The 18,259-nt window shown below is 59.4% G+C and carries 15 protein-coding genes and 1 pseudogene; 3 read left to right on the top strand and 13 right to left on the bottom strand.

What is annotated here, in order from left to right; all coding sequences use genetic code 11:
* The 13 genes and pseudogenes from lpxA to rpsB all read right to left on the bottom strand — a co-directional run bounded on the left by lpxA (position 1) and on the right by rpsB (position 12,871).
* Positions 1-777: an acyl-ACP--UDP-N-acetylglucosamine O-acyltransferase gene (lpxA, locus tag V8689_RS06730; protein ID WP_032893181.1), complete on the bottom strand. Its 777-nt coding sequence runs from the start codon at positions 775-777 to the stop codon at positions 1-3.
* Positions 774-1,214 (bottom strand): 3-hydroxyacyl-ACP dehydratase FabZ, encoded by a 441-nt coding sequence (fabZ, locus tag V8689_RS06725; protein WP_003172281.1) that lies wholly within the window; start codon positions 1,212-1,214, stop codon positions 774-776. The genes lpxA and fabZ overlap by 4 nt, the downstream gene beginning before the upstream one ends.
* 111 nt (positions 1,215-1,325) lie before the next feature.
* Complete coding sequence (gene lpxD / locus V8689_RS06720; protein ID WP_056790262.1) at positions 1,326-2,381, bottom strand: UDP-3-O-(3-hydroxymyristoyl)glucosamine N-acyltransferase; 1,056 nt, start codon at positions 2,379-2,381, stop codon at positions 1,326-1,328.
* Positions 2,382-2,384: 3 nt separating this feature from the next.
* Complete coding sequence (locus V8689_RS06715; RefSeq protein ID WP_003189173.1) at positions 2,385-2,888, bottom strand: OmpH family outer membrane protein; 504 nt, start codon at positions 2,886-2,888, stop codon at positions 2,385-2,387.
* 45 nt (positions 2,889-2,933) lie between these two features.
* On the bottom strand, positions 2,934-5,321 hold the full coding sequence (gene bamA / locus V8689_RS06710) for an outer membrane protein assembly factor BamA (RefSeq protein WP_044272528.1): 2,388 nt from the start codon (positions 5,319-5,321) through the stop codon (positions 2,934-2,936).
* Between the two features lie 74 nt (positions 5,322-5,395).
* On the bottom strand, positions 5,396-6,748 hold the full coding sequence (rseP, locus tag V8689_RS06705) for a sigma E protease regulator RseP (protein WP_032893184.1): 1,353 nt from the start codon (positions 6,746-6,748) through the stop codon (positions 5,396-5,398).
* Positions 6,749-6,801: 53 nt separating this feature from the next.
* The gene (gene ispC, locus V8689_RS06700; protein WP_032893185.1) at positions 6,802-7,992 is read right to left on the bottom strand and encodes a 1-deoxy-D-xylulose-5-phosphate reductoisomerase; all 1,191 of its coding nucleotides are present in this window, start codon (positions 7,990-7,992) and stop codon (positions 6,802-6,804) included.
* Positions 7,989-8,795 carry a phosphatidate cytidylyltransferase gene (locus tag V8689_RS06695; RefSeq protein ID WP_032903249.1) on the bottom strand — a complete coding sequence of 269 codons (807 nt, stop codon included), beginning with the start codon at positions 8,793-8,795 and terminating at the stop codon, positions 7,989-7,991. The genes ispC and V8689_RS06695 overlap by 4 nt, the downstream gene beginning before the upstream one ends.
* Positions 8,796-9,552 (bottom strand): annotated as a pseudogene (uppS, locus tag V8689_RS06690) (polyprenyl diphosphate synthase).
* 17 nt (positions 9,553-9,569) lie between these two features.
* Entirely contained in the window at positions 9,570-10,127 is a 558-nt protein-coding gene (gene frr, locus V8689_RS06685; protein WP_003189163.1) for a ribosome recycling factor, read from the bottom strand.
* Positions 10,124-10,867 (bottom strand): UMP kinase, encoded by a 744-nt coding sequence (gene pyrH, locus V8689_RS06680; protein WP_003172271.1) that lies wholly within the window; start codon positions 10,865-10,867, stop codon positions 10,124-10,126. The genes frr and pyrH overlap by 4 nt, the downstream gene beginning before the upstream one ends.
* Positions 10,868-11,078: 211 nt before the next feature.
* Entirely contained in the window at positions 11,079-11,942 is an 864-nt protein-coding gene (tsf, locus tag V8689_RS06675; protein ID WP_003189160.1) for a translation elongation factor Ts, read from the bottom strand.
* A gap of 191 nt (positions 11,943-12,133) precedes the next feature.
* The gene (rpsB, locus tag V8689_RS06670; RefSeq protein ID WP_003189158.1) at positions 12,134-12,871 is read right to left on the bottom strand and encodes a 30S ribosomal protein S2; all 738 of its coding nucleotides are present in this window, start codon (positions 12,869-12,871) and stop codon (positions 12,134-12,136) included.
* Positions 12,872-13,258: 387 nt separating this feature from the next.
* On the opposite strand from rpsB, the gene map reads away from it, so the two are divergent.
* The 3 genes from map (at position 13,259) to dapC (ending at position 18,151) form a co-directional block, all read left to right on the top strand.
* Positions 13,259-14,041 carry a type I methionyl aminopeptidase gene (map, locus tag V8689_RS06665; RefSeq protein ID WP_003189156.1) on the top strand — a complete coding sequence of 261 codons (783 nt, stop codon included), beginning with the start codon at positions 13,259-13,261 and terminating at the stop codon, positions 14,039-14,041.
* Positions 14,042-14,105: 64 nt separating this feature from the next.
* Positions 14,106-16,808, top strand: a complete 2,703-nt coding sequence (locus V8689_RS06660; RefSeq protein ID WP_056790259.1) for a [protein-PII] uridylyltransferase — start codon at positions 14,106-14,108, stop codon at positions 16,806-16,808.
* A gap of 143 nt (positions 16,809-16,951) precedes the next feature.
* Complete coding sequence (dapC, locus tag V8689_RS06655) at positions 16,952-18,151, top strand: succinyldiaminopimelate transaminase (RefSeq protein ID WP_056790256.1); 1,200 nt, start codon at positions 16,952-16,954, stop codon at positions 18,149-18,151.
* The last annotated feature ends 108 nt before the right edge of the window (positions 18,152-18,259 follow it).

The raw sequence follows: 18,259 nt of genomic DNA, 5'->3' as shown, positions 1-18,259 counted from the left end.
TCAGCGGGTGATGCCGCGAGTCGAGGTCTGGATAGAGTCACGGAACACCGCGACTTCCGGGAACTGCGTGGCAGGCTCGGCCAGCTCGGCCAGGGCCTGCTCCACGGTCAACCCTTGGCGGTAAACCGTCTTGTAGGCACGGCGCAGGGCGTGGATGGCTTCTTCGCTGAAACCGCGACGACGCATGCCTTCAAAATTCATGCTACGGGCTTCGGCAGGGTTGCCGAATACCGTCACGAATGCCGGGACATCCTTGCCAATGGCGGTGCCCATACCGGAAAAGCTGTGGGCGCCGATATGGCAATACTGATGCACCAGGGTAAAACCGGAGAGGATCGCCCAGTCATCAACGTGCACATGGCCTGCCAACGCAGTGTTGTTGACCAGGATGCAATGGTTGCCGATCACACTGTCATGGCCGATGTGCGCATAGGCCATCACCAGGTTGTGATCACCCAGGGTGGTTTCGGCGCGATCCTGCACGGTGCCGCGGTGAATGGTGACGCCTTCACGAATGATGTTGTGGTCACCGATGACCAGGCGTGTTTCTTCACCCTTGTACTTCATGTCCGGGGTGTCTTCGCCTACCGAGGAGAACTGGTAGATACGATTGTGTTTGCCAATACGGGTCGGACCTTTAAGGATCACGTGTGGCCCGATGACAGTCCCCTCGCCGATTTCCACACCTGCGCCGACGATCGACCAAGGGCCGACCTCAACGTCGGCGGCCAGTACGGCCGACGGATCGATGATTGCGCGAGGGTCAATCAAACTCATAGTTTGCGTTCCGCACAGATGATCTCGGCAGAGCACACCGGCTTGCCATCTACCGAGGCCTGGCATTCGAACTTCCAGATCTGGCGCTTGCAACTGATGAACTTGGCTTCCAGGATCAACTGGTCACCCGGGGTGACCGGGTTGCGAAAACGCAGCTTGTCCGAACCCACGAAATAGTAAAGCGTGCCGTCGGCAGGCTTGAGGTCGAGCATTTTGAAACCAAGGATACCGGCAGCCTGGGCCATGGCTTCGATGATCAACACACCTGGCATGATTGGATGCGCAGGAAAGTGACCGTTGAAGAATGGTTCGTTGATGCTGACATTCTTGTAGGCACGAATGCGCTTTTCCTCGACGTTGAGGTCCACTACGCGGTCCACCAGCAGGAACGGGTAACGGTGAGGCAGGTATTCGCGAATCTCGTTGATGTCCATCATTTCGGGGGGAAGCCTGTAATAAAGATTGGGGGCGGGCGCACCAGGCGCACGCCCCGCTAGCAAATCAAGGAGGCCGTCTAGCGGCTGTGCACACTTGATATGGAAATGGTATCAGCCTTCTGATGAAGCATTGTCGCCAGGGGTCACGTCCCCGACACGCTTTTCAAGCTGTTTGATACGTCGTGCCATGTCGTCGATCTTCCTCAAACGCGCGGCACTCTTGCGCCATTCGGCCGCAGGTTGCATCGCGGTACCGGACGAATAGGCCCCTGGCTCTGTGATCGAGTGGGTCACCATGGTCATGCCGGTGATGAAGACGTTGTCGCAAATATCGATATGCCCCACCAGCCCTACGCCACCGGCGAGCATGCAATGCTTGCCGATCTTGGTGCTGCCGGAAATACCCACGCAGGCGGCCATGGCGGTGTGATCGCCAATCTGCACGTTGTGGGCGATCTGGATCTGGTTATCGAGCTTTACACCGTTACCGATCACGGTATCGGCCAGGGCCCCGCGATCCACAGCAGTGTTCACGCCGATCTCCACATCGTCGCCGATCAATACGCCACCGACCTGGGCGATCTTGTGCCAGATGCCCTTGGCATTGGCAAAGCCGAAGCCCTCACCGCCGATCACGGCGCCCGACTGGATGACCACACGCTGACCAATACGCACATCGTGGTACAGGGTTACGCGAGGAGCCAGCCAGCCATCGGCACCAATTTCGCAGCGCGCGCCGATGAAACAGTGGGCACCCACGGTGACGCCTGCACCAATACGCGCCCCACTCTCGATCACGGCAAACGCGCCGATGCTGGCCGCCGGGTCAACCTGGGCATCATCGGCGATCACGGCAGACGGGTGAATACCGCCGGCCGCTTTCGGCTTGGGATCGAACAGGTGCGACGCCTTGGCGTACGACAGGTACGGGTCGTCCACCACCAGCGCATCTCCCATAAACCCTTCGGCGTCAGCGGCCTTCAGCAACACGGCTGCGGCCTGGCAGTCGACCAGGTATTTACGGTATTGAGGATTTGCGAGGAAGCTCAACTGAGCTGGGCCAGCCTCCTGCAAGGTGGCTAGCCCAGTGATTTCTTTCTCCTTGGAGCCACGCAGGGTGGCCCCCAGGAACTCGGCCAACTCGCCGAGCTTGATAGTCGCTGTCATGGTTTACTTCAGCTGATTCATGCGCTCGATCACCTGGCGGGTGATGTCGTATTGAGGCTTGACGTCGATCACGGCGCCACGCTCGAACACCAGGTCAAAGGCACCCTTCTTGATGACTTCTTCCACAGCGCTGTCCAATTTCGGCTTGAGCTGCTTGAGCATTTCGCGGTCGGCCACAGCCTTGGCTTCGTTCAGCTCCTTGGATTGGAACTGGTAGTCACGGGCCTTTTGCTTGAATTCAAGCTCCAGACGCTCGCGCTCGCCTTGCTGCATCTTGTCGCCACCGGCTACCAGGCGGTCCTGGATACCCTTGGCGCTGCTTTCCAGGGTCTTGAGCTTGGTCAGTTGCGGACCGAACTTCTTCTCGGCATCCACGGCATATCGCTTGGCCGCATCGGATTCCAGCAGGGCCATCTGATAGTTCAGAACGGCGATTTTCATTTCGGCGAAGGCCGGGGTGGTGACCAGCACAGTGGCCAGCAAGACCAATTGAGTCAACTTACGCACGATGTACTCCTACAGAATCCGTTGTCGTTATCTTAGGTCAGACGCTTAGAACGTCTGGCCGAGGGAGAATTGGAAAATCTGGGTTTCAGCGTTATCCGGTTTCTTGATCGGCATGGCCAGAGCAAAGCTCAACGGGCCCAGCGCAGTCACCCAGGTCACACCCACGCCCACGGAGCTCGCCAGGTTGCTGAGGCTCACGTCGTTGCACTGGGTGTTGGACTTCACGCCACTCGGGTTGGTGATCTGATCGCACTTGGAGTCGAACACGTTACCCACGTCCCAGAAGACCGACGTACGCAGCGACCGCTGGTCTTTCACGAATGGCAGCGGGAATAGAATTTCCGCACCACCCTGGATCAGCACGTTACCACCGAATGGCAGCGGGTCGTTGTCCGAATCAGCAGTGGTGCCTCGGTTACCCGTCACGCCAACACCACGGCTTGGGGTACCACGCGGGCCCAGGGTACTGTCCTTGAAGCCACGTACCGAGTTGAAGCCACCAGCATAGTAGTTTTCATAGAACGGCAAGCCATTGGTCGAACCATAACCGTCGCCATAGCCCAGCTCTGTGTGCAGGCGCATGGTGTAGTTATCGCTCAACGGCTGGAACAACTGGCCGCGGTAGTCGAGCTTGAAGAACGACAGGTCGCTGCCCGGCGTGGTGACTTCCGCAGTCAGGCTCTGGGAGTGGCCACGGGTTGCCAGTACGCCTTTGTTCAGTGTCGACTCGGACCAGCCGGCAGACGCCTTGAAGTTCAGGAACTTGTCGCCTTCACGACGGGTGAAGTCGAAGATTTCGTCCACGGTGTACACACCGGTCTTGATCTCATCCTGCTGGGCGGTGAGGCCGAAGGTCAGGCGCGACGTTTCGCTGATCGGGTAACCCACGTTGACACCGGCACCCAGGCTGTCGATCGCATAGCTTGCAACGTCAACATCGAGGTCTTTGTAGTCGGTGGTGCGGTAGAAGGCGTTGTAGCCCAGGCTCACACCGTCTGCAGTCCAGTAGGGGTCGGTGTAGCCGAAGTTGTATCGGCTCTGGTATTCGCTGCGGGTCAGGCCGATGGACACACGGTTACCGGTACCCAGGAAGTTGTTCTGCGTGATGGAACCACCCAAGATCAAACCGGCGCTCTGAGCGAAACCGACGCTGGCGGTGATCGAACCCGAGGCTTGTTCTTCAACGGCGTAGTTCACGTCAACCTGGTCATCCACACCCGGTACGGCCGGGGTTTCGACGTTGACTTCCTTGAAGAAGCCCAGGCGCTCAAGACGGGTCTTGGACTGGTCGATCAGGTAGGTCGAAGCCCAACCACCTTCCATCTGACGCATTTCACGACGCAGCACTTCGTCCGCAGACTTGGTGTTGCCACGGAAGTTGATGCGGTTGACGTAGGCACGCTTGCCTGGATCGACGACGAAAGTGATGTCCACGGTGTGGTCTTCATCATTCGGGGTCGGCACGCCGTTGACGTTGGCGAAGGTATAGCCTTCGTTACCCAGGCGACGGGTGATCAGTTCAGAGGTGGTGGTCATCAGCTTGCGCGAGAACACCTGGTCCTTCTGTACCAGCAGCAGGGACTTGACCTGGTCTTCAGGCACTTTCAGGTCGCCGCTGAGCTTGACGTCACGAACCTTGTACTTCTCGCCTTCGTTGACGTTGACGGTGATGTAGACGTGCTTCTTGTCCGGGGTGATGGACACCTGGGTCGAAGCGATGTCCATGTTGATGTAGCCACGGTCCAGGTAGTAGGAGCGCAGGCGTTCCAGGTCACCGGAGAGTTTTTCACGGGCGTACTTGTCATCGTTCTTGAAGAACGACAACCAGTTGGTGGTCTTGAGTTCGAACAGGTCCACCAGGTCTTCATCAGGGAACTTGGTGTTGCCCACGACGTTGATGTGCTGGATGGCGGCCACGGTGCCTTCGTTGATGTTGACCTTCAGGCCCACACGGTTACGAGGCTGGGGGATCACTTCGGTCTCCACGGTCGCGGAGTAGCGGCCCTGGGCAACGTACTGGCGTTGCAGCTCGTTACGCACACCCTCAAGGGTCGCGCGCTGGAAGATCTCGCCCTCGGCCAGGCCCGATTGCTTCAGGCCCTTCATCAGGTCTTCAGTGGAGATGGCCTTGTTACCTTCGATCGCGATACTCGCGACGGAAGGTCGCTCGACGACCGTGATGACCAGGACGTTGCCTTCGCGACCCAGTTGGATATCTTGAAAGAACCCGGTTTTGAACAGCGCACGAGTGGATTCCACCAGGCGACGATCATCCGCCTGTTCCCCGACGTTCAACGGCAAGGCACCAAAGACGCTACCCGCGGAAACCCGCTGGAGGCCGTTGACGCGAATATCGGAGATGGTGAAGGACTCGGCGTGAACTTCGGCGATCATCAATACGGTGAGAACCGCAGTTAGCAGCAGACGTTTCATGAAGTCCTTTCTTATTCCAACTGGCAATAAACAAACTGCCGCAAAATGCGGCAGATTCGCAATTCAGCGAAGCGTTACAGACGTCCCAGATCGTTGACCAGGGCTAACAACATCACCCCGACCACCAAACTGATACCGATCTGTATCCCCCAACCCTGCACCCGATCCGACAAGGGGCGACCACGCACCCACTCGACCAGATAAAACAGCAGATGCCCCCCATCCAATACTGGAATGGGCAGCAAATTCAGAACCCCAAGGCTAATACTCAGATAAGCCAGGAAATTCAGGAAATCCGCGACACCCGACTGGGCAGAAGCGCCCGCCACTTTAGCAATGGTTATCGGTCCACTCAAGTTTTTTACCGAGAGCTCACCGAACAACATTTTCTTGAGGGATTCGAGGGTCAGCACGCTCATGGTCCAGGTGCGTTTTGCACCCTCGCCAATCGCGGCCAAAGGCCCGTAGCTGACCTCTCGCACCATCGATGGCGGCCACTCGACACCTTTAACTCCGGCACCCAGGTAACCCCCGGCTGCCTTGGCTTCGCTTCGCACCGACAAGGTCACGGGGACGTCGATTTGAGCACCGTCGCGCTCAACTTTCAGCACAATTTTGGTATCAGGGCGCACACGCACCAGGTCGACCACCTGCTGCCAGTCACCCAGCGCCTGGCCATCGAGGGCCAGCAAGCGATCACCGGTTTTCAGGCCAGCAGCCTGGGCCGGGCCTTTCGGATCGAGCTCGGCCAGCACCGGCGGCAAGGCCGGACGCCAAGGGCGGATCCCCAGGGATTTGATCGGATCGGGCTCATCAGCGCCCTTGAGCCAATGGTCCAGAGCCAATGCCCGCGGGGTTTCGGCGCTGGAATCCTGGTCGCGCACCACCACATTGACGGTGCCGCTCTCACCCAGTCGACGCACCAACTGCAAGTTGACCGCGCCCCAGCCCGTGGTGGGTTCGCCATCAATGGATACAATTTCCTGCCCAGCCGTCAGGCCAGCCTTGGCCGCGATGCTGTCCGCTTCGACCGCACCAATGACCGGGCGCACCTGCTGGCTGCCCAGCATGGCCAAGACCCAGAAGAACACCATCGCCAACAGGAAGTTGGCAATCGGCCCCGCCGCAACAATCGCAATACGCTGACGAACGGTCTTGCGATTGAAGGATTGGTCCAACTGGTCGGCAGGCACTTCGCCTTCGCGCTCATCAAGCATCTTGACGTAGCCGCCCAACGGGATAGCAGCAATGACAAACTCAGTGCCGCGGCGATCATGCCAGCGCAACAACGGCATGCCGAAACCGACGGAAAAGCGCAATACCTTGACGCCGCAACGACGCGCCACCCAGAAGTGGCCAAATTCGTGGAAGGTCACCAACACACCCAGAGCAACCAGGGTGCCGACAATCATGTAGAGCGCACTCATCTAATTTCTCCGCATTTCAATCCAATGCCTGAAGACTCAAACCTGCCCGCAGCCTAACCCGCGTTGCGATCCAACCATTGCCCGGCCAGGGCTCGGGCCTTGGTGTCAGCCTCGAACACCGCCTCCAGGTCATTTACCGCCACCACTGGTTCAAGCGCCAGAACGTCCTCGATGATACTCGCGATCTGCGGAAAGCGGATGCGCCGTTCAAGAAACGCCGCCACGGCCACTTCATTGGCCGCGTTGAGCATCGCCGGGGCACTGTTGCCCGCCTCGGCCGCTTGCCGCGCCAGGCGCAAACACGGGAAACGCTGCTCGTCCGGGGCTTCGAAGTCCAGGCGCGCAATTGCAAACAAGTCCAACGGTGCTACACCTGAATCAATGCGCTCCGGCCACGCCAGGGCGTTGGCGATCGGTGTGCGCATGTCCGGGTTACCCAGCTGCGCCAACACCGAACCATCCACGTAATCGACCAGGGAATGGATCACACTTTGTGGGTGAATCACCACCTCAACCTGGTCAGGCCGCGCATCGAACAACCAGCAGGCCTCGATCAACTCCAGGCCCTTGTTCATCATGCTCGCCGAATCCACCGAGATTTTGCGCCCCATGGACCAGTTCGGGTGTGCGCACGCCTGATCGGGAGATACATGTTCCAGCTCGGCCGACGGAGTCTGGCGGAATGGGCCGCCGGAGGCCGTCAGTAGAATCCGGCGTACGCCGACCTGACTCAAGCCGCGGGCAAAATCACCGGGCATGCACTGGAAGATGGCGTTGTGCTCGCTGTCCAAAGGCAGCAGCACCGCCCCGCTCTTACGCACCGCTTGCATAAAGAGTGCGCCGGACATGACCAAGGCTTCTTTATTGGCCAGCAGGATTTTCTTGCCTGCATCGACCGCCGCCAAGGTCGGGCGCAAACCTGCTGCACCGACAATCGCCGCCACTACGGTATCTACGTCCGCATCGGCCGAGACCTGGCATAACCCTGCCTCGCCTACCAACACCTGAGTGGCCAACCCGGCAGCCCGCAGATCATCCTGCAGACTGCGAGCCGCAGCCGCCTCTGGCACCACGGCAAAGCGCGGCGAGTGACGCACACACAATGCCAGCAGCTCGCGCAAACGCGTGAAGCCGGTCAGAGCGAAAACCTGATAGCGATCAGGGTGACGCGCAATGACGTCCAAGGTACTGAGCCCGACCGAGCCGGTCGCGCCCAGCACCGTAACCTGCTGCAGGCGGCTCACGAAGCGATCATCCACAACAGCACGGCAAAGATCGGTAGCGCAGCGGTAAGGCTGTCGATACGGTCAAGCACACCGCCATGACCTGGCAGCAGGTTACTGCTGTCCTTGATGCCAGCCTGGCGCTTGAACATGCTCTCGGTCAGGTCGCCCACCACCGAGATGAACACGACGATAGCCGTACCCAGCAAGGCCAGGAGCACTTCCTTTACCGACCAGTCGCGCACCACACCGACCACCAGCGTGATCAGCAGCGTCAAGGCCAGGCCGCCGTATACGCCCTCCCAGCTCTTGCCTGGGCTGACGGCCGGGGCCAGCTTGCGCTTGCCAAAGGCTCGGCCCGAGAAGTAGGCACCAATGTCAGCGCCCCATACCAACACCATCACCGCCAGGATCAACTCGTTGCCAAGAGGGTAACGCTTGATCTCCACCAACCCTTGCCAGGCCGGCAACAGGATCGCCAGGCCAATCACCAACTTGCAGGCCACGCTGGACCATTGGCCACTGGTGCGCGGATAGGTGAGCACCAGGAAAGTCGCCAACGCCCACCACAACACGGCAGCGCCCAGCACCCAGGGCGCGATGTCCGGCAGGATGTACATGAAGAACAACAACAGCGCGACCACGGCGGCGTAGGCCACACGCGGTAACTGGTTGACGAAGCCTGCCAGGCGCGCCCACTCCCAGGCCCCGAGGGTCACGACCAGGCCGATGAACAGCGCAAAGCCGGAACCGTCGAGCAGGAAAAAACCGCACAAGGCAATCGGCAGCAGGATCAGCGCCGTGATGATTCGTTGTTTAAGCATTTAAACCCGGGCTCCAGCTTCGATCTGCTCGCTCGTTTTACCGAAGCGACGCTGACGGGAAGCGAAATCGGCCAGCGCATTACGCATGGCATCGTGTTTGAAGTCCGGCCAGAACAGGTCGGAGAAGTACAGCTCGGTGTAGGCCAGCTGCCACAGCAGGAAGTTGCTGATGCGATGCTCGCCACCGGTACGAATACACAAGTCCGGCAACGGCAGGTCGCCGGTCACCAGGCAGGTTTGCAACAGTTCGGGCGTGATGTCGTCCGGGCGCAAATGGCCGGCCTGCACTTCGCGAGCCAGCCGCTGCGCAGCCTGGGCGATATCCCACTGGCCACCGTAGTTGGCTGCGATCTGCAACACAAAACGGTTACTGCCGGCAGTGATGGCCTCGGCTTCGCGCATGGCCGCTTGCAGTTCCGGATGGAACCGCGAGCGATCACCGATGATGCGCAGACTGATGTTGTTGTCGTTGAGGCGCTTGGCCTCACGACGCAGAGCCTTGAAGAACAGGTCCATCAAGGCACTGACCTCATCGGCGGGCCGCTGCCAGTTCTCACTGGAGAACGCGAACAAGGTCAACACTTCGACCTTGGCCTCGGCGCACACCTCAATCACCGCCCTTACCGCGTCAACACCCGCTTTATGCCCGGCAACACCCGGCATAAAGCGTTTTTTTCGCCCAGCGATTATTCCCATCCATGATGATCGCGACATGGCGCGGCACCACGGAGGGCACAGTCTGCTTGGTCTTTTCCATGAAGGCGTCCTGACCCCTTATACGGCCATCAGGTCCTTTTCTTTTTCTTCGGTCGCCTTGGTGATCTGGGCTTCGGCGTCCTTGGTCAGCTTGTCGATATCAGCGACGGCACGGCGCTCTTCGTCTTCGCTGATTTCCTTGTCCTTGACCAGCTTCTTCAGGTCGCCCAACGCATCGCGGCGGATGTTACGCACGGCAACGCGCGCATCTTCAGCGGCACTGCGCGCCTGCTTGGTGAAGCCCTTGCGGGTTTCTTCGGTCAGGGCAGGCATGGAGATCAGCAGCAACTCGCCCAGGTTGGTCGGGTTGAGGTTCAGGCCAGCGCTCTGGATAGCTTTGTCGACGGCAGCGAGCATGTTGCGCTCGAAGGCAACAACTTGCAGGGTACGCGAGTCCTTCACGGTCACGTTGGCCACACCGCTCAGCGGGGTGTCAGAACCGTAGTAAGGCACCATCACGCTGCCCAGGATGCTTGGGTGGGCCTTGCCAGTACGGATCTGGCCAAAGGCGTGGCTCAAGGATTCCAGGGATTTCTGCATACGCGCCTGGGCGTCTTTCTTGATTTCGTTGATCATTGTTGGCCTTCCTCGATCAGAGTCCCTTCTGCGCCGCCGTGTACGATATTCAGCAGGGCGCCGGGCTTGTTCATGTTAAATACGCGCAGCGGCATCTTGTGGTCGCGGCACAGGCAGATAGCGGTCAGGTCCATGACACCCAGCTTGCGATCCAGTACTTCATCGTAGGTCAGATGATCGAACTTCTCGGCATGCGGGTCTTTGAATGGGTCTGCAGTGTATACGCCATCCACCTTGGTCGCCTTCAACACCACGTCGGCATCGATTTCGATAGCACGCAGGCATGCGGCCGAGTCGGTGGTGAAGAACGGGTTACCGGTACCGGCGGCAAAGATCACCACTTCCTTGGCGTTCAGGTGGCGCATGGCTTTGCGGCGATCATAGTGATCGGTCACGCCAACCATGGAAATAGCCGACATCACGATGGCCGAGATGTTGGCGCGCTCCAGGGCGTCGCGCATGGCCAGGGCGTTCATCACAGTGGCCAGCATGCCCATGTGGTCGCCGGTAACCCGGTCCATACCGGCAGCACTCAGTGCCGCACCGCGGAACAGGTTGCCACCACCAATCACCAGGCCGACCTGCACGCCGATACCGACCAATTGGCCGACTTCCAGCGCCATGCGGTCAAGCACCTTGGGGTCGATCCCGAACTCTTCCGAGCCCATCAGGGCCTCGCCGCTGAGCTTGAGTAGAATGCGTTTATAGCGAGCCTGATAACCACTGCCCTGCTGAGCCATTGCGAATCTCTCCTGCGGCGTATTTTTTAAAAATTCTTGGCGAGCCGTTTTACGGCTTGCGTTCACTCTAGCTGGACGCTGTCACAGCGCCATCGGAACACGGCTTTGTAAGCCAGTTCCGAGAGGAAACCAAATAAAATTGGCCTTCCCATTTGAAAAGAGGCTGCGCGCGTGAGCGGGCAGCCTCTTTCGGCGACAGTTTGGAACTGTCTTACTGCTTGGCGGCAGCCAGCTGGGCAGCAACTTCTTCAGCGAAGTTGTCGACCGGCTTCTCGATGCCTTCGCCTACTTTGAAGTAAGTGAAGGAAACGATTTCAGCACCGGCTTTCTTGGCCAGTTCGCCAACCTTGATTTCAGGGTTCTTGACGAACGCCTGCTCAACCAGGCTTGCTTCAGCCAGGAACTTGCTGATGCGGCCCTTGATCATGTTCTCAACGATGTTCTCTGGCTTGCCAGCGATCTTGTCGGCGTTGAGGCTCAGGAACACAGCTTTTTCACGTTCGATTGCGTCGGCAGACACTTCCGAAGGCAGCAGGAACTCAGGGTTGCTTGCAGCAACGTGCATTGCGATGTCTTTAGCCAGCTCAACGTCGCCGCCTTTGAGAACAACTGCAACACCGATCTTGTTGCCGTGCAGGTAGCCACCAACCACATCACCTTCAACGCGAACCAGGCGACGGATGTTGACGTTTTCGCCAACCTTGCCGACCAGTACCAGGCGATCAGCTTCTTGAGCTTCGATCAGCGGAGCGGCGTCAGTCATTTTCTCGGCGAACGCTTTTTCAACGCTGGCAGCAACGAATGCCTTGAAGTCGTCCTGCAGAGCCAGGAAGTCGGTCTGGGAGTTCACTTCCAGCAGAACGGCGGATTTGCCGTCTTCTTTCAGAGCGATAGCGCCTTCAGCAGCTACGTTGCCTGCTTTCTTGGCAGCCTTGATGGCGCCGGAAGCACGCATGTCATCAATGGCTTTTTCGATGTCGCCGCCGGCCTTGGTCAAGGCCTTTTTGCAATCCATCATGCCTTCGCCGGTACGCTCACGCAGTTCTTTAACCAACGCTGCAGTAATCTCTGCCATTTCAAAATCCTCTTGGATAGGTTTTCAACCATTCCACCCGATCAAACGGGCGATCAATTCTTCCCGAATCTCCGTTGTAGGCCGCTGCACGTTACAAATGATGTAGCTGCGCTGCCGACAAATGGTTTTCGAGGTGGCAAAAAGGGGGCCAAGCCCCCTTTTTGCTTACTGAGTCAACGCCAGGGCGTCAATTACTCAGCGGCAGCTACCGGAGCTTCTTCAACGAACTGCTCGGTACCACCAGCAACGTGGTTGCGACCACGGATTACAGCGTCAGCCATCGAACCCATGTACAGCTGGATAGCGCGGATTGCGTCATCGTTGCCTGGGATGATGTAGTCAACGCCTTCCGGGCTGCTGTTGGTATCGACTACGCCGATAACCGGGATGCCCAGCTTGTTGGCTTCGGTGATCGCGATGCGCTCGTGATCAACGTCGATAACGAACAGTGCGTCAGGCAGACCGCCCATGTCCTTGATACCACCCAGGGAACGATCGAGCTTTTCCAGGTCACGGGAGCGCATCAGCGCTTCTTTCTTGGTCAGCTTGGCGAAAGTACCGTCTTCGGCTTGCACTTCAAGGTCACGCAGACGCTTGATGGAAGCACGGATGGTTTTGAAGTTGGTCAGCATGCCGCCCAACCAGCGGTGGTCGACGTACGGCGAACCGCAACGTGCTGCTTCTTCAGCAACGATCTTGCCAGCGGAACGCTTGGTACCGACGAACAGGATCTTGTTTTTGCCCTGGGCCAGACGCTCTACGAAAGTCAGCGCTTCGTTGAACATTGGCAGGGTTTTTTCAAGGTTGATAATGTGAATCTTGTTACGCGCGCCGAAAATGTACTTACCCATTTTCGGGTTCCAGTAACGGGTCTGGTGACCGAAGTGCACACCGGCCTTCAGCATATCGCGCATGTTGACTTGGGACATGATAGTTCCTTAATAAGTCGGGTTTGGCCTCCACGTACCCCAATGACCAACCAGCGGCATCAAGGCCTCCGGCACCCAGGTCATCGTGTCGACACGTGTGTGGATTTAAGCTTTGCGGGGTATCCCCGGAAAGCGGCGCATTTTATACCACAGCATCGGCAAAAACGAAACCCGCAATCACACTTGCCGGTCGTCGTCTTTGCGTAAGCCCTTGAATACAGCCAACATGCCTCTACCTCATAGAGAGAAGCGATCACCAGATGCGCATGATTTGCCAGCATCGTCTGTTAGAATCGCGTTTTTTGGGACTTGCGCGAATGCTGTAACCCTTTGTCGCGCCCCCGTGAACCGTATTGATTTCAGCGCGTCGCGCTAGAGAGAGCCTGTATGACCGTTACCTTGAAAACCGCCGAAGACATCGCAGGCATGCGCGTTGCCGGCAAACTGGCTGCCGACGTGCTGGAAATGATCGCCGAACACGTCAAGCCCGGCGTCACCACCGAAGCGCTGGACCGTATCTGCCACGACTATATAGTCGACGTGCAAAAAGCCATCCCTGCCCCGCTGAATTACAAAGGCTTCCCCAAGTCGATCTGCACCTCGATCAACCACGTGGTCTGCCACGGCATTCCAGGTGACAAGCCACTGAAAGATGGCGACACCCTGAACATCGACGTCACGGTGATCAAGGATGGCTACCACGGCGACACCAGCCGCATGTTCCACGTCGGCAATGTGCCAGTGTGGGCCGAGCGCCTGTCCCAGGTCACCCAGGAATGCATGTACAAGGCCATCGAGATCGTCAAGCCTGGCTGCCGCCTGGGCGACATCGGTGAAGTGATCCAGAAGCACGCGGAAAAGAACGGTTTCTCGGTGGTGCGCGAATTCTGCGGCCACGGTATCGGCAAAGTGTTCCACGAAGAGCCGCAGATCCTGCACTACGGCCGCGCCGGCACCGGCATGGAACTCAAGGCCGGCATGACCTTCACCATCGAACCGATGATCAACCAGGGCAAGGCCGACACCAAGGTGCTGGGCGACGGCTGGACCGCCATCACCAAAGACCGCAAGCTCTCGGCCCAGTGGGAACACACCCTGCTGGTCACCGACACTGGCTACGAGATCTTCACCCTGCGCGCCGACGACACCATCCCACGCGTTTCGGCCTGAAGGTTGCCCAGGTTTTCCCACAGCGTGTTGTGACTGACTGATAGATAGATAGGAAAGCCGATCGATGCCCCAGGTGGATCCCGAACTCTTCGACCGTGGCCAGTTCCAGGCCGAGCTGGCATTGAAGGCAAGCCCCATCGCGGCCTTCAAGAAGGCCATCCGCCAAGCCCGCGAGGTGCTCGATGCGCGCTTTCGCAGTGGCCGGGATATTCGCCGCCTGATCGAAGACCGCGCCTGGTTCGTCGATAACATCCTGCAAAAGGCCTGGGAGCAGTTCAACTGGAGTTTCGACGCCGATATCGCCCTGGTGGCGGTCGGCGGCTACGGTCGCGGCGAACTGCACCCCTACTCCGACATCGACCTGCTGATCCTGCTGGACCAGGCCGATCATGAGACCTTTCGCGATTCCATCGAGCGCTTCCTGACGCTGCTGTGGGACATCGGCCTGGAAGTCGGCCAGAGCGTACGCTCGGTGGACGAATGCGCCGAAGAGGCCCGTGCCGACCTCACGGTGGTCACCAACCTGATGGAAAGCCGCACCATCTGTGGCCCCGAGCGCCTGCGCCAGCGCATGCTCGAAGTCACCAGCACCGCACACATGTGGCCGAGCAAGGAGTTCTTCCTGGCCAAGCGCGCCGAGCAAAAAGCCCGGCACCACAAGTACAACGACACCGAATACAACCTGGAACCCAACGTCAAAGGCTCACCCGGCGGGCTGCGGGATATCCAGACGATTTTGTGGGTGGCGCGCCGCCAATACGGCACGCTGAACCTGCGCGCCCTGGCCGGCGAAGGTTTCCTGGTGGAGAGTGAAAACACCCTGCTGGCCTCGTCCCAGGAGTTTTTGTGGAAGGTGCGCTACGCCCTGCACATGCTGGCCGGGCGCTCCGAAGACCGCCTGCTGTTCGATCACCAGCGCTCTATCGCCACCCTGCTGGGCTTTGAGGGCGAAGATGCGAAGACCAGCATCGAAAGCTTCATGCAGCAGTACTACCGGGTGGTCATGAGCATTGCCCAGCTTAGCGACTTGATCATCCAGCACTTCGAAGAAGTGATCCTGGCCCCTGAAGACGAAGCGCCGCCGCAGCCGATCAATGCGCGTTTCCAACTGCACGACGGCTATATCGAAGCACGCAACGACAACGTGTTCCGCCGCACGCCGTTCGCCATGCTGGAAATCTTCGTGCTGATGGCGCAGCAACCGGAAATCAAAGGCGTACGCGCCGATACCATCCGCTTGCTGCGGGAAAACCGCCACCTGATCGATGACGACTTTCGCAACGATATCCGCAATACCAGCCTGTTTATCGAGCTGTTCAAGTGCCGCATCGGCATCCACCGCAACCTGCGGCGCATGAACCGTTACGGCATTCTCGGGCGTTACCTGCCGGAGTTCGGCTTTATCGTCGGGCAGATGCAACACGACCTGTTCCACATCTACACCGTCGATGCCCACACCCTGAACCTGATCAAACATCTGCGTAAGTTGCAGTACACCCAGGCGTCAGAGAAATTCCCGCTGGCCAGTAAGCTGATGGCCAAGCTGCCCAAGCCCGAGCTGATTTACCTGGCCGGCCTGTACCACGACATCGGCAAGGGCCGGCATGGCGACCACTCGGAGATCGGCGCGGTGGATGCCGAAGCCTTCTGCCAGCGCCACCAGCTGCCGTTGTGGGACACCCGCCTGATTGTCTGGCTGGTGCAGAACCACCTGGTGATGTCGACCACGGCCCAGCGCAAGGACTTGTCCGACCCGCAGGTGATTCACGACTTTGCCGGCATCGTTGGCGATGAAACCCGCCTGGATTACCTGTATGTGCTGACCGTCTCCGACATCAACGCCACTAACCCGACGCTGTGGAATTCCTGGCGCGCCAGCCTGTTGCGCCAGCTGTACACCGAGACCAAGCGCGCCCTGCGCCGTGGCCTGGAAAACCCGGTGGACCGCGAAGAGCAGATCCGCCGCACCCAAAGCGCAGCCCTTGATATCCTGGTGCGTGGCGGTAACGACCCGGACGACGTCGAGCAACTCTGGTCGCAACTGGGTGACGATTATTTCCTGCGCCACACCGCCGGCGACGTGGCCTGGCACAGTGACGCGATCCTGCAGCAGCCCGCCGATGGCGGCCCACTGGTGTTGATCAAGGAAACCACCCAGCGCGAATTCGAAGGCGGCACGCAGATCTTCATCTACGCGCCCGACCAGCACGACTTCTTCGCCGTGACCGTAGCGGCCATGGACCAGCTCAACCTGAACATCCATGACGCCCGGGTCATCACCTCCAGCAGCCAGTTCACCCTCGACACCTACATCGTGCTCGACACCGACGGCGACTCGATTGGCGACAACCCGGCGCGGGTGAAAAAGATCCGCGAGGGCCTCACCGAAGCCCTGCGCAACCCCGACGACTACCCCACCATCATCCAGCGCCGGGTGCCGCGCCAGCTCAAGCACTTTGCCTTTGCACCCCAGGTGACTATTTCCAACGACGCCCAGCGACCAGTGACGGTGCTGGAACTCAGCGCGCCGGATCGCCCGGGCCTGCTGGCGCGTATCGGCGGGATTTTCCTGGAGTTCGATCTGTCGCTGCAGAACGCCAAGATTGCGACCCTGGGCGAGCGCGTGGAAGACGTGTTCTTTATCACCGACGCCGACAACCAGCCACTGTCCGACCCAGAGCTGTGCCTGCGTTTGCAGGCGGCGATCGTGGAGCAATTGAGCGTGAGCCAGGAGCCCGGCGTCGAGCTGACCCGACTGACCATTTGAATTCTTAACTTTGTGAACACGCGCCATGTGGGAGCTGGCTTGCCTGCGATGCAGACACCTCGGTCCGTCAGGTTAACCGCAGTGATGCCATCGCAGGCAAGCCAGCTCCCACAGAGTCCGTGCTCACCGTGATAGAGGCTTATATGAACAACGCCCTTAACCAGTTGCAGCCCTACCCCTTCGAGAAACTGCGCGCCCTGCTCGGCAGCGTGACGCCGAACCCGGACAAGCGCCCGATTGCCCTGTCCATCGGCGAGCCCAAGCATAAGTCACCGGCCTTCGTTGCCGAGGCCTTGAGCAATAACCTCGATCAAATGGCGGTGTACCCCACCACCTTGGGTATCCCGGCACTGCGTGAAGCCATCGGCGCCTGGTGCGAACGCCGCTTCAACGTGCCCAAGGGCTGGCTGGACCCGGCGCGCAACATCCTGCCGGTCAACGGTACGCGCGAGGCGCTGTTTGCCTTCACCCAAACCGTGGTCAACCGTGGCGACGACGCGCTGGTAGTAAGCCCCAACCCGTTCTACCAGATCTACGAAGGCGCCGCGTTCCTGGCCGGGGCCAAGCCGCACTACCTGCCATGCCTGGACAGCAACGGCTTCAATCCAGACTTCGATGCCGTCTCCCCGGACATCTGGAAACGTTGCCAGATCCTGTTCCTGTGCTCCCCTGGCAACCCGACCGGCGCGCTGATACCGGTCGACACCCTGAAAAAACTCATCGCCCTGGCCGACGAATATGACTTCGTCATCGCTGCCGACGAGTGCTACAGCGAGCTGTACTTCGATGAGCAGACCCCGCCACCAGGCCTGCTCAGCGCCTGCGTCGAGCTGGACCGCGAGGACTTCAAGCGTTGCGTGGTGTTCCACAGCCTGTCCAAGCGCTCCAACCTGCCAGGCCTGCGCTCAGGCTTCGTGGCCGGCGACGCCGAGATCCTCAAGGCCTTCCTGCTGTACCGCACCTACCACGGCTGCGCGATGCCCGTACAAACCCAGTTGGCCAGCATCGCCGCCTGGCAGGACGAGGCCCACGTACTGGCCAACCGCGACCTGTACCGCGAGAAATTCGACGCCGTGCTGGCGATCCTAAAGCCGGTGCTGGACGTGCAAAGCCCCGATGGCGGCTTTTACCTGTGGCCGAACGTGCAAGGCGATGACGCTGCCTTCTGCCGGGATTTGTTCGTTGAAGAACATGTGACGGTGGTGCCGGGCTCTTATCTGTCGCGGGAAGTGGACGGTTTCAACCCTGGTGCGGGACGTGTGCGCCTGGCGTTGGTGGCGCCGTTGGCGGAATGCGTGGAAGCGGCTGAGCGGATTCGCGACTTTATTCAGCGCCGCGGATGAGGGTCAGGTCGCTCCCAAACGGTGGGGGCGGCCATGACTGACGTATCCTGCCCCACATTAAGCGGGAGCAAATCCCGCTGCCATACCAAATCAGCTACTCTCTGAGCG

The organism is Pseudomonas sp. AK181 (genome assembly GCF_051122975.1).
GTDB lineage: Bacteria > Pseudomonadota > Gammaproteobacteria > Pseudomonadales > Pseudomonadaceae > Aquipseudomonas > Aquipseudomonas lactis.
This window is presented reverse-complemented; position numbering and strand designations above follow the sequence as displayed.

What these genes read in the sequence shown, in the direction of transcription:
- lpxA (WP_032893181.1), bottom strand. Translation starts at nt 777, where the DNA reads ATGAGTTTGATTGACCCTCGCGCAATCATCGATCCGTCGGCCGTACTG.
- fabZ (WP_003172281.1), bottom strand. Translation starts at nt 1,214, where the DNA reads ATGATGGACATCAACGAGATTCGCGAATACCTGCCTCACCGTTACCCG.
- lpxD (WP_056790262.1), bottom strand. Translation starts at nt 2,381, where the DNA reads ATGACAGCGACTATCAAGCTCGGCGAGTTGGCCGAGTTCCTGGGGGCC.
- bamA (WP_044272528.1), bottom strand. Translation starts at nt 5,321, where the DNA reads ATGAAACGTCTGCTGCTAACTGCGGTTCTCACCGTATTGATGATCGCC.
- rseP (WP_032893184.1), bottom strand. Translation starts at nt 6,748, where the DNA reads ATGAGTGCGCTCTACATGATTGTCGGCACCCTGGTTGCTCTGGGTGTG.
- V8689_RS06695 (WP_032903249.1), bottom strand. Translation starts at nt 8,795, where the DNA reads ATGCTTAAACAACGAATCATCACGGCGCTGATCCTGCTGCCGATTGCC.
- frr (WP_003189163.1), bottom strand. Translation starts at nt 10,127, where the DNA reads ATGATCAACGAAATCAAGAAAGACGCCCAGGCGCGTATGCAGAAATCC.
- pyrH (WP_003172271.1), bottom strand. Translation starts at nt 10,867, where the DNA reads ATGGCTCAGCAGGGCAGTGGTTATCAGGCTCGCTATAAACGCATTCTA.
- tsf (WP_003189160.1), bottom strand. Translation starts at nt 11,942, where the DNA reads ATGGCAGAGATTACTGCAGCGTTGGTTAAAGAACTGCGTGAGCGTACC.
- rpsB (WP_003189158.1), bottom strand. Translation starts at nt 12,871, where the DNA reads ATGTCCCAAGTCAACATGCGCGATATGCTGAAGGCCGGTGTGCACTTC.
- map (WP_003189156.1), top strand. Translation starts at nt 13,259, where the DNA reads ATGACCGTTACCTTGAAAACCGCCGAAGACATCGCAGGCATGCGCGTT.
- V8689_RS06660 (WP_056790259.1), top strand. Translation starts at nt 14,106, where the DNA reads ATGCCCCAGGTGGATCCCGAACTCTTCGACCGTGGCCAGTTCCAGGCC.
- dapC (WP_056790256.1), top strand. Translation starts at nt 16,952, where the DNA reads ATGAACAACGCCCTTAACCAGTTGCAGCCCTACCCCTTCGAGAAACTG.